The sequence below is a fragment of the Syntrophotalea carbinolica DSM 2380 genome, from assembly GCF_000012885.1.
Taxonomy (GTDB): domain Bacteria; phylum Desulfobacterota; class Desulfuromonadia; order Desulfuromonadales; family Syntrophotaleaceae; genus Syntrophotalea; species Syntrophotalea carbinolica.
In genome coordinates this window covers 1433923-1448866 of record NC_007498.2, presented here as the reverse complement: position 1 = coordinate 1448866, position 14944 = coordinate 1433923, and the positions used below count along the sequence as shown (strand labels likewise).

Annotated in this window: 12 protein-coding genes; 3 read left to right on the top strand and 9 right to left on the bottom strand. The window is 55.4% G+C overall.

The window, feature by feature from the left end:
- Positions 1 to 13 precede the first annotated feature (13 nt).
- From ybeY to PCAR_RS06990, 3 genes are read right to left on the bottom strand one after another with little or no spacing between them, the layout of a single operon-like run.
- The gene (gene ybeY / locus PCAR_RS07000; RefSeq protein ID WP_011340956.1) at positions 14 to 466 is read right to left on the bottom strand and encodes an rRNA maturation RNase YbeY; all 453 of its coding nucleotides are present in this window, start codon (positions 464 to 466) and stop codon (positions 14 to 16) included.
- Complete coding sequence (locus tag PCAR_RS06995; RefSeq protein WP_011340955.1) at positions 405 to 2738, bottom strand: HD family phosphohydrolase; 2334 nt, start codon at positions 2736 to 2738, stop codon at positions 405 to 407. The genes ybeY and PCAR_RS06995 overlap by 62 nt, the downstream gene beginning before the upstream one ends.
- Entirely contained in the window at positions 2722 to 3711 is a 990-nt protein-coding gene (locus PCAR_RS06990) for a PhoH family protein (protein WP_200858990.1), read from the bottom strand. Before PCAR_RS06990 ends, PCAR_RS06995 begins: the two co-directional genes overlap by 17 nt.
- A gap of 436 nt (positions 3712 to 4147) precedes the next feature.
- Between PCAR_RS06990 and eno the strand changes: the two genes are divergently transcribed.
- Positions 4148 to 5434, top strand: coding sequence for a phosphopyruvate hydratase (gene eno / locus PCAR_RS06985; RefSeq protein ID WP_011340953.1), 1287 nt, complete (start codon positions 4148 to 4150; stop codon positions 5432 to 5434).
- A gap of 263 nt (positions 5435 to 5697) precedes the next feature.
- Here eno and ftsH read toward each other — a convergent pair whose 3' ends face one another.
- Positions 5698 to 7638, bottom strand: a complete 1941-nt coding sequence (gene ftsH, locus PCAR_RS06980) for an ATP-dependent zinc metalloprotease FtsH (RefSeq protein ID WP_011340952.1) — start codon at positions 7636 to 7638, stop codon at positions 5698 to 5700.
- Positions 7639 to 7840: 202 nt separating this feature from the next.
- On the opposite strand from ftsH, the gene tgt reads away from it, so the two are divergent.
- Together tgt and PCAR_RS06970 are read left to right on the top strand one after the other, a co-directional pair.
- Positions 7841 to 8950, top strand: a complete 1110-nt coding sequence (gene tgt / locus PCAR_RS06975; RefSeq protein ID WP_011340951.1) for a tRNA guanosine(34) transglycosylase Tgt — start codon at positions 7841 to 7843, stop codon at positions 8948 to 8950.
- A gap of 81 nt (positions 8951 to 9031) precedes the next feature.
- The gene (locus tag PCAR_RS06970; protein ID WP_011340950.1) at positions 9032 to 9829 is read left to right on the top strand and encodes a hypothetical protein; all 798 of its coding nucleotides are present in this window, start codon (positions 9032 to 9034) and stop codon (positions 9827 to 9829) included.
- 30 nt (positions 9830 to 9859) lie between these two features.
- On the opposite strand, the gene PCAR_RS06965 is transcribed toward PCAR_RS06970, so the two are convergent.
- The 5 genes from PCAR_RS06965 to PCAR_RS06945 form a co-directional block, all read right to left on the bottom strand.
- The gene (locus PCAR_RS06965) at positions 9860 to 10981 is read right to left on the bottom strand and encodes a glycerate kinase family protein (RefSeq protein WP_011340949.1); all 1122 of its coding nucleotides are present in this window, start codon (positions 10979 to 10981) and stop codon (positions 9860 to 9862) included.
- 206 nt (positions 10982 to 11187) lie between these two features.
- The gene (locus tag PCAR_RS06960) at positions 11188 to 11388 is read right to left on the bottom strand and encodes a hypothetical protein (protein WP_041531294.1); all 201 of its coding nucleotides are present in this window, start codon (positions 11386 to 11388) and stop codon (positions 11188 to 11190) included.
- Between the two features lie 52 nt (positions 11389 to 11440).
- Positions 11441 to 12994, bottom strand: a complete 1554-nt coding sequence (locus PCAR_RS06955; RefSeq protein WP_011340948.1) for a sensor domain-containing diguanylate cyclase — start codon at positions 12992 to 12994, stop codon at positions 11441 to 11443.
- A gap of 68 nt (positions 12995 to 13062) precedes the next feature.
- Positions 13063 to 13827: a septal ring lytic transglycosylase RlpA family protein gene (locus PCAR_RS06950; protein WP_011340947.1), complete on the bottom strand. Its 765-nt coding sequence runs from the start codon at positions 13825 to 13827 to the stop codon at positions 13063 to 13065.
- 111 nt (positions 13828 to 13938) lie between these two features.
- Entirely contained in the window at positions 13939 to 14892 is a 954-nt protein-coding gene (locus PCAR_RS06945; protein WP_011340946.1) for an acetyl-CoA carboxylase carboxyltransferase subunit alpha, read from the bottom strand.
- Between the last annotated feature and the right edge of the window lie 52 nt (positions 14893 to 14944).

The window sequence follows — 14944 nt, the reverse complement described above, 5'->3', positions numbered from 1 at the left end:
TTACCGATCGGCCTTATAGAAACTCTTCCCGAATCCGGGCAAACAATTCCGCCTCCCGTGCCTCCATGCGTCGCGCATCCTCTTCGGTGCCGCGCTCATGATCGTAGCCGAGTAAATGCAGAACCCCGTGCAGCAACAGAAAATAGAGTTCGCTTTCAAATGGCAGATCAGCCTCGCGGGCATCCCGGGCGGCGGTATCGGCGGAGATGATCACATCGCCGAGCAAACCGGGGTGCAAACCGACGTCCTCACCTTCCTGCATGGCGAAGGAGATCACATTAGTGGGTTTGTCGCGCTGCAGATAATCACGGTTGATTTGCTGTATTTCGATATCGTCGACGATCAGCAGCGATAATTCGGCATCAGGACATTCCGAGTCGTTTAAGATCCTCTGTGCTACCTTTTCAAGCGTTTCCACCGCTATCTTTTGATTCTTTTGGCGGTTCTCGATGTGAATCATCCCCATTTTTTTTCTTGACCGTTTCCTTCTCCCGTTCCTTGTGAACGGGCTCGGGGTAATCGATCCTGTGGTGAAAAATCCCCGCCAGGATACGGTTAAAACTCTTGGCTATATTGTGCAGATCCTTGAGAGTCAACTCGCATTCGTCGAGTTGCCCATCGATAAAGATATTGTTGATAATCTTCTGCACCATGCCCTGAATCCGCGCCGGTGTCGGATCCGCCAGGGTACGGCTTGCCGCCTCGATGGCATCGGCCAGCATAATCACGGCCGCTTCACGGGTCTGGGGCTTGGGTCCGGGATACCGGTAATCCCGTTCGTTGATCTGCTGGACGCCGGGATCTTCCTGGTTTTTGGCCTTGTCGTAAAAAAACTTGATCAGGGCCGTACCGTGATGCTGGCGAATGATATCGATAAGGGTCTGACCGAGTTTGTTCTCGCGAGCCATATCGGCCCCCTCTTTCACATGCGACATAAGAATCAGTGCGCTCATGGAGGGGCTCAGTTTATTGTGGCGATTTTCCTGGGTGCCGATATTTTCGACAAAGTAGAGCGGCTTGCGAATCTTGCCGATGTCGTGATAATACGCGGCCACGCGTGCAAGCAGCGGATTGGCGCCGATGGTTTCGGCGGCCGCCTCGGCCAGGTTGCCGACAATGATGGAGTGATGATAGGTACCCGGAGCCTGAATCATCAACTCGCGCAGAACCGGGGTATTCATGTTGGCCAGTTCCAGCAGCTTGATATTGGTGGTGTACTTGAACAGGGTTTCGACCAACGGCACCAGCCCGGTCACCAGCAGAGCGCAGACAAATCCGCCGGCAAAACCGAACCCGGCTTTGTAAAACATCTGCATATCGAAACCGCGGCCGGCGATGAGTTGTGTGGCCAGAACCATACCGACGTTGACCATCGACAGCCGCCAACCGGCCTGATAGAGGGTTGTCCGCTGGATGCAGTGACGCACCCAGTGCCCTCCGGTCAGACTGCCCACCAAAGCAAACAGGGCAATATGCAGATTGTCCCCGAACAGCAGGCCGATAACCATGGCGAAGCTCAGGCCGAAGACCAACGCCACCTCGGAATTAAGGACAATGCGCACCAGCATCGCGCCGACCGCAAAGGGAAAAGCGTAGTAATAGGTGGAAGACTCGATATAGGGAAAAGAGCCCTCCAGGGCGCTGCAGATAAAGATCGCCAATTTAACCAGGATAAACAACCCGACGAAGGTCACCGCCATAAATAGCAGATCCCGGTTATCGGGCCGATACTTGCTGATGTTCCGGCGTCCGTAACGATGGGCCACGGACAGCAACAGCAACAGGATCAGAAACAATCCGGCAGCCATGCGCAGAGACATCTGGTCGCTGCCGAGCGCCCGCAGGGCCTTGAGCTTATTGACCTGTTCCTCGGTAACCCGTTCCCCCTCCCGGACCACCATCTCGCCCTTTTTGACTTGCATCAGAACCGGCTTGACAGCCTGACGACCCTGTTGACGACGGGTTTCCGTCTCGCTCTGATTATAGGTCAGATTGGGCCTCAACAGCTTGGATAGCTGCACCGTCAACAACTTACGGTCGGCAGCGGACAGCCCCGTGAGTTGCTCCGATTTTTCTGCAACCCGATCGAGGGCATCGCCGATGCCGATCACCTGATCAAGCCCCTGGGCGACACGTTCCTCCCGGGTTACCAGGTTACGAACCACGATGCCGCGTTCACCGCCGGTTTGAAAAAGCTGGAGGTTACCGACAATCTGATTGAGCATAACCTGTTGCAAGGTTTGTACAAGCAATTGGGCCTGGTCACTCTGCGCAGCAAGTTGCTGCAACACCGCCATTTCAGCATCCGACAGACTTATACCGAGCAGGGTTTCCAGCTCATGACGCTGCGCAAGTCCGGGCTCCGGCAACTTTCGCAGCATGTCGAATCCATGTTTCAGGCGTTCGGTGACATCGCGCCCGGTGCGGGGATCGTAATCGTACAGCGGCAATACCGCGTCGGCAGCATCCCGCTGTTTTTTTTCCGTCAGCGCTTCATCGGGCACGAGCAGATCGCGCGGAGCTTTGACATTGCGCTGAGCAATGTCGCCCGGGCGATAAAAGCCGGGGATAAAGCTGCCTTTGGGGATAACGATAAAAGCGATCAGGATACTCACCAACAACAGCAAAAACTTCCGCTGGGTGGCCGAATCCGTAAAAATCTGGCGGTTCATAAAGGCAAAAACGGATTTACCCTTACGCACATTGCCTTCCTGCTTACGATCAGTCTTGCCGGTCATGACGATCCGTTTCTCCTCCGCTTGCCTTCGAAGCTGCAGGCCGTTTGCGCTTCCGGTCGTAAGCCTTGACGATGGCTTGAACGATGGGATGGCGCACAACGTCGCGATCGGAAAAATAGTTAAAATGAATACCTTTGACCTCCCGCAACACTTCAGCGGCTTCGAGCAGCCCCGACCTGCGTTCGTTGGGAAGATCGATCTGGGTAATGTCTCCGGTAATCACAGCCCGACTGCCGAATCCGAGACGCGTGAGGAACATTTTCATCTGCTCGGCGGTGGTGTTTTGCGCCTCGTCGAGAATGACGAAAGCATCGTTGAGGGTTCGTCCCCGCATAAACGCCAGCGGCGCCACTTCGATGACCCCCTTGTCGATATACATCTGCCCCCGGTCGTAATCGAGCATGTCGAAAAGGGCATCGTAAAGCGGCCGCAGATAGGGATTGACCTTCTCCGCAATATCTCCGGGCAAAAAACCCAGCTTTTCGCCGGCTTCGACGGCCGGGCGTACGAGCACGATACGCGCCACTTCCTTTTTCAACAGAAACGACACGGCCATGGCCATGGCCAGATAGGTTTTACCGGTACCCGCCGGGCCGATACCGAAAACAACCTCGTTGCGGCGAATGGCATCGATGTAGGCTTTTTGAGCCAGGCTTTTGGGGGAGATGATTTTTTTACGGGCGGAGATGCAAACGGTATCGAGGAAAATATCCTTCAATCGGGCCTTGCCGTCGGCACTGAGGATGCGTATGGCATAATCGACATCGGGAGGGTAAATAGGGTAATCGGCTTGCAACAAGCCATAAAGTTCTTCCACCAGGCGTTGAGCCAGTGCAACCTGATGCTCGTCCCCGGAGATGTGCAGCTCGCCCCCTTTGGAGGCGATACGCACCCCCAGAATTCGTTCGATCTGCTTCAGATTGGTATTGGCTTGACCGAAAAGGAGGTTCGCCAGCCGTTGATCTTCGGCCACAAACCTCCCGCGGAAATTCCGTGTACTCAAAAAGTATCCTTTATCCTTGGTGCGATTGATGGTTGAATCCGTGCGCAAAGATCCATCAGATGATGGAAGCAACAGACACGGACACAACACGACAGACGCTGCAACCACCCTGCTCTATCAGCGCATCGAAATGCACGGAGCACACATAACTTGCGAGGTTATGTCATCTTGGACGAAGGGGGCCAACGTTTTCAATGGTTCGGGTTGTGCTTTTATTTCCCATCCTTTACCACTTATCGTCCGCCAAAATCAATCCTTTTCAAGCGATACGGCAATCTGGCGAGCCTAAAAAAGGGCTTCCAATTCGGAGCTAATGTGCTATAAATGTGTCGGTCACCAGACCGCCATGAATTACTGTTAATCTCATTTCCATTCATCCTTAATCCTATATTCAGAGGGGCTTGTCATGAGCGAAATTGTTGATATTTATGCCCGCGAAATCCTCGATTCGCGGGGAAATCCCACCGTGGAAGTTGAAGTTTTCCTGGAAAGCGGCGCCATGGGCCGCGCTGCCGTGCCTAGCGGTGCCTCCACCGGCGAACGTGAAGCACTGGAAATGCGTGACGGCGATGCTGCCCGTTACCTGGGCAAAGGTGTGCTCAAAGCCGTGGATAACGTCAACAACGTCATTGCCGCCGAGCTGCTCGGCTGGGAATCGACGGAACAAACCGCCCTTGATCAAAAACTGATCGAACTCGATGGCACCGAATTCAAATCGACCCTGGGCGCCAATGCCATGCTCGGCGTATCCCTGGCCTGCGCCAAGGCATCCGCCGAAGAACTCGGACTGAGCCTGTATCAGTACCTGGGCGGCCCGAATGGCCGGGAACTGCCTCTGCCCATGCTTAATATCCTCAACGGTGGCGCGCATGCGGACAATAACGTCGATATCCAGGAATTCATGGTCATGCCCGCCGGCGCCGATTCCTTCAAGGAAGCGTTGCGCATGGGAGCCGAGATTTTCCATGCCCTGAAATCGGTACTTAAAAAACGCGGCTACAATACCGCGGTCGGCGATGAAGGCGGATTCGCACCCGATCTGAAGAGCAACGAGGAAGCCCTCGAAGTCATCATGGAAGCGATCAAGGCTGCCGGATACAAACCGGGCGAGGACGTACTGCTGGCCCTCGACGTCGCTGCTTCCGAACTCTACGCCGACGGCAAATACAATCTGGCCAACGAAGCCCAGCCCCTCAAAACGGCTGCCGAGCTCACCGATTTCTACGCCGACCTGGTCGATCGGTACCCCATCATCTCCATCGAAGACGGCATGGCCGAAAACGACTGGGACGGCTGGAAGATTTTGACCGACAAACTCGGCAAACGCATCCAGATCGTCGGCGACGACCTGTTCGTCACCAATACCAAGATCTTCAAGGAGGGCATCGATAAGGGTATCGCCAACTCCATCCTTATCAAACTGAACCAGATCGGCACTCTGACCGAAACGCTGGAAGCCATCGAAATGGCCAAACGCGCCGGGTACACCGCTGTTGTTTCCCACCGCAGCGGCGAAACCGAAGACACCACCATCGCCGACCTGGTCGTGGCCACCAATGCCGGCCAGATTAAAACCGGCTCTGCCTGCCGCACCGACCGCGTATGCAAATACAACCAGTTGCTGCGCATCGAAGATCAGCTTGGCGAGGCCGCCTGCTTCAACGGCAAGGATGTTTTCTACAACCTGCGTTAAATCCGTCGTATTGCCAATGATCAACGTCAAAAGGCCTGTGAATATTCACAGGCCTTTTGACGTTTCCGGGGGCAGATAACGATATGTTTTACCGTTGACCAAACTACCAGGCCCCTGCGACTACGGCGATCTGTACCGTCATGACCGGGGGCGCCATTGAATTTGCCGTGGCCATCGCCCCTTGAAGTGGCGCTTCAACCTTTTGCGGCAGGGACATTGCAGAACAAAAGTCGCCTCTCTGGGTCAGTCCGCAAAACCTGCCTTCAGCCTTCTACCGCCCCGCCGGCCAGTTCCCCCTGCAATACATGATCGCCATCCGGATGCGCGGCAGGATCGTCCTGCACTTCGATGCCGGTTTCACGCAACACCTCATCCACCCGAGTGCGATCAAGCACTTCCTCCTCCAGCAGAGCGTCCGCCAGCTTTTTCAATACCGGCAAATGGTTGGCAATAATCTCGTCGGCCGCCTGTTCCCCAGCCTTCACGACTTTTTCGATCTCCTGGTCGATGATCCATGCCATATGCTGGCTGAAGGCGTTATCGCTGGCCAGTTTACGCCCAAGAAAAGGATGCTCCTCGCCGCGATTGATACTCATGGGACCCACACGTTCGCTCATCCCCCATTGGCAGACCATCTTTTCGGCCAGGTCGGTCGCCTGTTTGAGATCGTTTTGCGCACCGGTGGAATATTCCTCGAAAATGGCCTTTTCGGCGGCGCGTCCGCCGAGACTCACAGCAATGCGGGTCATCAGATAGGAACGTGAGTAATGATAGCGATCATCCACAGGCAGTTGCTGCGTAACCCCAAGCGCCTGGCCCCGCGGGATAATGGATACTTTGTGAATAGGATCGGCACCGGGACTCAGACGAGCCAGCAAAGTATGACCGGCCTCGTGATAAGCGGTGATGCGCTTTTCCTGTTGCGACATCACGAGCTTACGCTCGGTACCCATCAGGACGCGGTCCTTGGCCTGCTCGAAATGCTGCATGGTTACCTTCTGAGCGTTTTCACGCGCTGCAATCAAAGCCGCCTCGTTGACCAGATTTTCCAGGTCGGCACCACACATGCCGGGGGTGCTGCGCGCAATGATCTGAAGATCGACATCCTCGTCAATCGGTACCTGCCGGGTATGAACCTTGAGGATTTCCTCCCTTGCACGCCAATCGGGTCGTTCCACGGTCACCTGCCGGTCAAAACGCCCCGGCCGCAACAAAGCAGGATCGAGCACATCCGGCCGGTTGGTAGCGGACATGACAATCACTTCATCGTGGGCCTCGAAACCGTCCATCTCCGACAACAATTGGTTGAGGGTCTGTTCGCGTTCGTCATTGCCGCCACCGAGTCCGGTCCCCCGGGAACGACCAACAGCATCCAGTTCATCGATAAAAATAATGCTCGGAGCGTTCTTTTTAGCGTTGTTGAACAGGTCACGCACCCTGCTGGCACCCACCCCGACAAACATTTCAATGAACTGGGAAGCGGAAATGGTAAAAAAAGGCACCTCCGCTTCTCCAGCCACAGCCCGCGCCATAAGAGTTTTACCGGTTCCGGGCGGCCCCACCAACAGCACTCCGCGTGGCGCTTTGGCTCCCAGGCGCATGAATTTTTTGGGATTACGCAGAAATTCGATAATCTCCATCAGTTCCTGCTTGGCTTCGTCCAATCCGGCCACATCGGCGAAGGTGACCCGGGAGCGTTCTTTGGTATACATTTTGGCGCCCGACTTGGAAAACCCGCCCATCATACCGCCACCGGGCCCCTGCCGCGTACGCATGCCTTTGATGACAAACCACCAGACCCCCACGATCAGGAGCCAGGGCAGCATGTAAATCATCGCCGTGGCCCAGGGTGATGGTTTGCTCTCGGGGCGAACCTTGACATCGACCTTGCGCTGCTCCAGATCATCCAGCAGTCGCGTATCGGTGACGGGTGGCATGGTCGTACGAAAACGCAGGAACGATTGGACCTCCTCGGTTCCTTCGACACGGTTAAGGATGGTCCGTTCCCGAAGGTTGCCGACCACATTGTTCCCTTCGAAGGTAATGGCCGCGACGTTATCCGCCGCCAATTCCGTTTTGAAACGGCTGTAACTGACGTCCACCACCGGTTCCTGGGTTTGAGGCGTCAGCGTCGTCAGCACATAATTGACCATCAGAATTGCGCCCAAAACAATGACCATCTGCCAGAGAAGACTGCGCGTCATCAACGATTTCCTTTCGCCCAACATGGCTGAATCAGACAGGATTTTCATGTGAAATACTAACAGGAATCCGGCCGACCACAACTCCTTCCATAGCCCCAATAGTTGCTTTCAAACAAAGCTTCTGATAAAGTCCCGACAAGGTTCAAGAACTGCTTGGGCCTTTTTTCATTCTACCTTCAAAATCGCAGGGATAACATAGACCATGTTTGAATTTTCACTGCTCGCAACCGACTCTCAAACCGCGGCACGACGTGGCAGACTGACCACCCCCCACGGTACCATCGAGACCCCGATTTTCATGCCCGTCGGGACCCACGGCGCCCTCAAAGCCATGACGCCGGCCCAGGTCGAAGAAACCGGAGCCCAGATTATTTTGTCCAACACCTACCACCTGCATCTGGCGCCCGGAGAGGGTCTGGTGCAGAAAGCCGGGGGGCTGCACAGCTTCATGAACTGGCCCCATCCGATTCTCACCGACAGCGGCGGTTTTCAGGTCTTTTCCCTGCCCAAAAAACGCATCACCGAAACCGGCGTATTTTTCCGCCACGAAATGACCGGGGAAGAAATCTTTCTGGGGCCCGCTGAAGCCATGGCGATCCAGAACACCCTGGGGGCGGATATCATCATGGCCTTCGACGAATGCATCCCCTACCCGGCAACCCATGATTACGCGGCGAAGTCGATCCGGAAAACCCTGCGCTGGGCGGAAGCCTGCCTGCAAAATCACAATCGTTCCGACCAGGCTCTGTTCGGTATCGTACAGGGTGGAATCTATGAAGACCTGCGTCAGGAATGCGCGCGGCAGATGACCACCATGAATTTCCCCGGTTACGCCATCGGCGGAGTAAGCGTTGGCGAGGGGCTGGATCTGCTGAAAAAGGTGGTCGACTACACCGCCCCCATGCTGCCTGAAAACAAACCGCGCTACCTGATGGGGGTGGGCTTGCCCGAAGATATTCTGGAAAGCGTGGAACGCGGCATGGACATGTTCGACTGCGTCATACCGACCCGTTACGCCCGTAGCGCCACGCTCTTTACGCGGCGCGGAAGGATCCGTTTGACCAACCGTCGCTATCGCAGAGACTTTTATCCGGTGGATGCCTCCTGCGATTGTTACTGCTGCCGTAATTTCAGCCGGGCCTATCTGCATCACCTGTTCAAATCGAACGAAATTCTGTCAGCGACCCTGGCAGCCATCCATAATGTGCATTTCTATCTGAATATGATGAAAGAAGCCCGCCAGGCTATCGAAGCTGGCGACTTTGCCGCATTCAAGAAAAACTTCCTGGAGGAATACGGCGCCAACAAATAGAAGCATCCGGACCGGGGAACGCAACACCGGCGAAAGCCACCGGGCCACCGGCCGTTTTTCAACATCGCGCCTATCCAAAATATGGACAGTCGACGAAAAGCCCATGCTATCAGCCCCCATATAGCCAGTCGCTTATATGGGGCACTGACCTGCAGTAGCGAAGCCCTCTACGGAATCCTCCAGGATCCCGCCCATGAGGTGGTGCGCGCGGCCCTCAAAAACCGCGCACTGGAGGAGCCTCACCTGTTGGCGCTGCTGAGACGCCGCGATCTCAGCGAAGATCTGTTGCGCGCCATACATCAGATGGATCTGGCTCTCAATAGCCATAAAGTGCGTCGAGCTCTGGTCAAAAACCCCCATTTGCCGGCCCCTGTCCTGCAGGCGCTGCTGCCTCAGTTGCATCTGTTCGAATTGCTGGATATATGTTTTTTGCCCGGCGCCTCCCCCGATCAGAAACTGGCGGCCGAGCGCCTCATCATTCAGCGTCTGCCAACCACGCCTCTGGGCAACAAGATCACCCTTGCGCGCCGGGCGCCAACGGCCATCGCCGCGGAGCTTCTCAAGGAAGGCCATGCCGCCCTCATGGATCCCTGCCTGACGAACCCACGCCTGCAGGAAATGGCCATAGCCCAGTTTTTACGCGGCGCCACCGCCAGCGCCGAAACCATTTCCAGCATCGCAAGGCACCCTCGATGGAAAGCACGGAAAAGTGTACGAGACGCCATTCTCAAACACCCGCGCACGCCGGGTATCTGGTTTACCCTGTGGATGCCTGGGATGCGGGGACCGGAAATCCTGCAGTTATCCGCCTCCCGGCGTCTAAGCCCATCCCAGAGACAGCTGGTCAAAGAAGAATTACGGCGACGCGGATTGGCCTGAGCCTGCAAAAACCCTCGCCGGCCGCCCTATTCACCCATGCATCCTGGCCGAAAGCGACCGCGCAGCCTTCCCGAGCAATTCAGGCGCACGCGTCAGAGCCTCGTCCAAAGGCATATCCTGCGGCATGGCCGCCACAGCATGACGAATACCGGCCTGCTGCAATTCCTCCGCAGTCAAGCGTATCTGTCCTGCAAGCACCGCCACCGGTACTCCCTGCCGGCGGGCTGCGTCAAGCACTCCGCTAACCACTTTCCCCTGCAGGGAGGTGCGATCGAGACAGCCTTCACCGGTAATCACCCAGTCGGCCTGACCCAATTGCCGCTCGAATTGAACCTGCTCCATCACAGCGGAAACACCCGGTATCAGACGCCCCCCCATAAAGACCTGCGCACCTGCACCGAAACCTCCGGCCGCTCCGCCTCCCGGCAGATGCGCCACATCGATACCAAGTTGGTCTTTGATCCTCCGGGCCAGATTTTCCAGCCCCTCCGCCAGCATGGCAACCTGTGCCGGGGTGGCCCCTTTTTGTGGAGCGAAGATCTGGGCTGCGCCCTGCGGGCCGCAAAGGGGATTGGTCACATCGCACAATACGGTAATGCGGGGTAAGGACAGGCTGGATGGCACAATGCGTTGCAAATGGATCAAGCCCCCACCACCGAGAGGAATATCCTTGCCGCCGGCATCAAGAAACCGCCAACCGAGGGCGCGCACGGCACCGGTACCACCATCGACCGTAGCGCTGCCGCCCAACGTCAACAGGACATGCGTCACTCCGCTTTTGATGGCTGCCGATAAAAGCTGTCCGGCACCGTAGGTCGTGGTTTGCAAAGGGTGGCGCTGATCGCCTCTCAGCAGCACCAGGCCGCTGGAGCGAGCCATTTCCACCACAGCTGCCCGACGCTGCTCAAGACAACCGTAGGCTGCCGTCAGAGTCATCTCCGGCAGCGGTCCCATGACATCCGGCACCTCGACCCAGGAGCCCCCGGCTGCGGCTACCAGGATCTCCGCGGTCCCTTCACCGCCATCAGCCAGCGGCACCGAGGTCAGACGCCAGTCCGGCTCTACGGCAGATATGCCTGAGGCAACGGTACGGCAGGCTTGTTGCGCAGAAAGGCTGCCCTTGAATGCATCGCAAGCTACAAGAATACGCATAAGCCCCCCGAGCAGAGGTAAAACCAAGCGGATCAGCAGGAATCAAGGTCACCCAAAGCAACAGATGCTCGGCTGACCGATGAGGGAAAAGCGATAAAGAGACAAAACATCCGCCCCCGGCAAGGTGCAAGGGGCGGCCGTCATTGGGAAATGAACTTAAAAGCCCATTTGGGAGTCTATCGGACTGTCCACGATCCGACAGCCTCCTAATCCTGGCCGATAAGCTTTTTCATAATTTCATACACATTTTCATCGGTGATCCAGACAACGAAACCGTTACCTTCTTCATCGCTGCCGCACAGATAACCAACGCCCGGTTTTTTGCCATCGCAGGTATCGCATGCGGGATACATGGTCAGTTTCTGATTGGGGGCCATCTTCACGACAAATTCTTTTTTTTGATCCATGATTATCCCTAAATAGAATGGTTGCCGGATCACCGTGCATCAGGGATGCGCGTCAGGCAACGGATTGAATGGTAACGGTATTGCGACCCAATTTTTTTGACTGATAAATGGCCTGATCGGCGACATTCAAAAGTACATATCGAGTTACGGACTCATCTCTGCCATCAAAACTGGTTCCGCCGATGCTTATGGTCACAGCGATGGTCTTGCCGTTCATGGGCACCAGCATCTTTTCGACCTCAAATCGCAGGCGCTCGGTAAAAATCGCCAAATCGCCTTGATCCGTTTCAGGCATGATGATCGCGAATTCGTCTCCACCGTAACGCACAACCGTATCGCAACTGCGTACACAGGAGGTTACCTTCGCGGAAACGTGACGCAATACGGCATCCCCTGCCAGATGACCATGGGTATCATTGATATTTTTAAAGAAGTCGACGTCGAAGAACACCAGTGACAAGGAATATCCGTAGCGTTTGGCCCGGGCCAATTCCTTATCCATTTCGGTCAGGAAAAAACGCTGATTGTAAAGACCGGTCAACTCATCGCGGTAGGCAAGTTTACGCAGAGATTTATTGGCGTCAAGGAGCTTATTGATGCATTGTTGGGATTCTTCCTGAGTTTGCCTGAGTTCCCCCACCATCTGTTCATAGGACAACGAGCGCTTCCCGAGCTCGTAATTGGCTTCCTGCAATAGACGCGACAGGGGTTTCATCTCGCCCGGATCGATATCAAAATAACTCAGGATCTCAACCGTTCTCTCTGCCAGAGAATCGACCAACTGCCGTATCGTCTGGCTGTCAAGCGCATAGCGATGCTCAAGTGTTCGATGCAGCTCCTCCAGAACCGACGGGTCGGCCGCACCGTGATAAAGAGAGGACAGCTGGTCGGCAAACTGCAAAATGGCCGCCTGATCCCCATGGGGTGAATCGTATCGCACCTCGTCATGATGATGAAAGATAGGCCGGTAAATATTTTCCGGCAGCCCCCACTGTTTAAGCATCAAGCCGGTCAGCTGGCCATGATCGAAACCGAGAAGCTCCCTTTCGATCGGATAGCTCGCGCTTCCGGCATAAGCTTTCAGCAAAAGGATTTGTTTATATTCCATCTCCATCCGCTGGTACATGACCAGCACGCCGATATCCTTCAGGAGGCCACTCAAAAAAGCATCGGCGCCTGAACCGCGGATATGGGAAGCCAACATCTCGGCGGCCACGGCTGCGGTAATGGCACGTTTCCAGAAATAGTCCATGTCGAACAGATCGCTGTCAGGTGCCGCCAGGCTGTCCATAATCATAAACGACAGGGCTATATTCCGGGTCACGTTTATGCCGAGAACCGTCAGAGCATTTTCTATGGTTTTAATCTTTCCGCCGAACCCGAACAGGGAGGAATTGGCGATTTTCATCATTCTGGCCGTCAAAGAGGGATCTTTGCTGATGATGTTGCCAATTTCCAGAAAGGAATGTTCGTCATTCCTGACGACTTCGAGGAGACGAAACACCACGTTGGGCGGAGTGGGTAAGTCGAGGTGGCCCTGAATGATGCTTTCGATGGCCGCTATTTTTTCGCCCGCGGGCGAATTCTCAAAATCTGAAAAATCCATAAATTGCAAAAAATCCTGCACTGCAAATGCAAACGGCTGGAGAACAAAAGGAAGCAGTCAACCGCGTCTTAATCGAGGGCCACCACAAAGCTGTTGCCATACCCTGAGCGGGCAAAAGCTTCCTTCGCTTCAAAAGCTGCAGACAACGAAGGGTAACGTCCTACCCATACCCTGTAAAACAATTTACCGTTGACCCAACCTTTTTGCACACGGGCCTGCCCGAGTTGCTGCCGGTATCTGCCGGCCAGCCGCTGAGCATTTTGGTTAACGGTAAATGCGCCGATCTGAACAGCATAATCGCCCACTTCGTAACTGGGGGCCGGACGATAGGTTACCAGACCCCGGTTATCCACCGCAGCCATACCAAGGGCTTCAATGCGCACCGGCGCCGTACCGGGACCTACGACCTGCAGACGCATTGCCGCCTCGTAGGACAGATCGATAATACGATTGCCGACAAAGGGGCCCCGGTCATTGATCCGTACAATTTCCTGATGACCATTATTTTTGTTGACGACACGAACATGGGTACCCAGTGGCAAAGTCTTGTGCGCGGCGGTCATGGCGTGCATGTCGTATATCTCGCCGTTGCTGGTCTTTTTGCCATGGAATTTGGGGCCATACCAGCTGGCCAGCCCCTCCTGCACGAATCCCTCGCAGCTGCTCATCGGCTGGTAGAGATTCCCGTTCACCGTATAGGGCTTCTGGTGTCCCTTAAGTCCTGCCGTGGCCGGGGTATCGACCACCCGGGTGCGATACCGCCCGGCACAACCGCATAACAAGGCAGCTGCCAGGCAGACAATCCCGGCTCTTTGCAACATGCGTAGCAACATAAATACCCTGGTCTTCACTTTTCCATGTGCATTTTCAGTGTGACAGCGTCATTCGAAACGCCTGCCACCTGATATCCGAAACCGCGAACAGCAAAGCGAGGCTTATAGATACTATTCCTGAACCATGGTCATGGCGCGCAGCTTTTGATAACGCTGTTCACGCAGTTCATCCGAAGACAGGTCTTTCAGGTCGTCAAGATGTTTCTTGAGGCAAATCCGTACCTGCTCGGCAGCTGCCTTATGATCGCTATGGGCACCGCCCAGCGGCTCGGGAATCACTTCATCGATGACACAACCAAGATTCTGGATATCACCCGCGGTCAGTTTAAGTGCCTCTGCGGCAACCGGCCCTTTGGCACCGTCCTTCCACAAAATGGCGGCGCAGCCTTCCGGAGAGATGACCGAGTACACGGCATTTTCCATCATCAGCACACGATTGCCGACAGCCACGGCCAACGCCCCTCCGGAACCGCCTTCTCCGGTAACGGTTACGATAACCGGGACTTTGAGAGCCGCCATTTCCCGCAGGTTGCGGGCGATGGCTTCGGCTTGTCCCCGCTCCTCGGCACCGATTCCGGGAAACGCCCCCGGCGTATCGACAAAAGTAAAAATCGGCAGACCGAATTGCTCAGCCATCTGCATGACCCGCAGGGCCTTACGGTACCCCTCGGGATTGGGCATGCCAAAATTACGGTAAACCTTCTCCTTGGTATCCCGCCCCTTCTGATGACCTATAACGGCGCAGGGCTGCCCGTCCAAACGGGCAAATCCGCAAACCAACGCCGGATCATCGCGAAAGTTGCGATCGCCATGAACTTCGAACCAGTCCGTAAAAACATGTTCAACGAAATCGAGGGTAAAGGGACGATTGACATGACGTGCCAACTGGGTCACCTGCCAGCGGTTGAGATTGGAGAAGATTTCACGCCGTAATTTTTCGGCTTTTTTCTCCAGGCGCTGGATTTCACCGGAAAAATCGACCTCGTCGGTGGAATAGTCCCGCAATTCGCTCAGTTTCTGTTCCAGTTCAACCAGGGGTTTTTCAAAATCCAGGTAAAATTGCATGTACCTCTCCTGACATCCTTGTCTGCAACCATGGCATCATACGATTCGGATC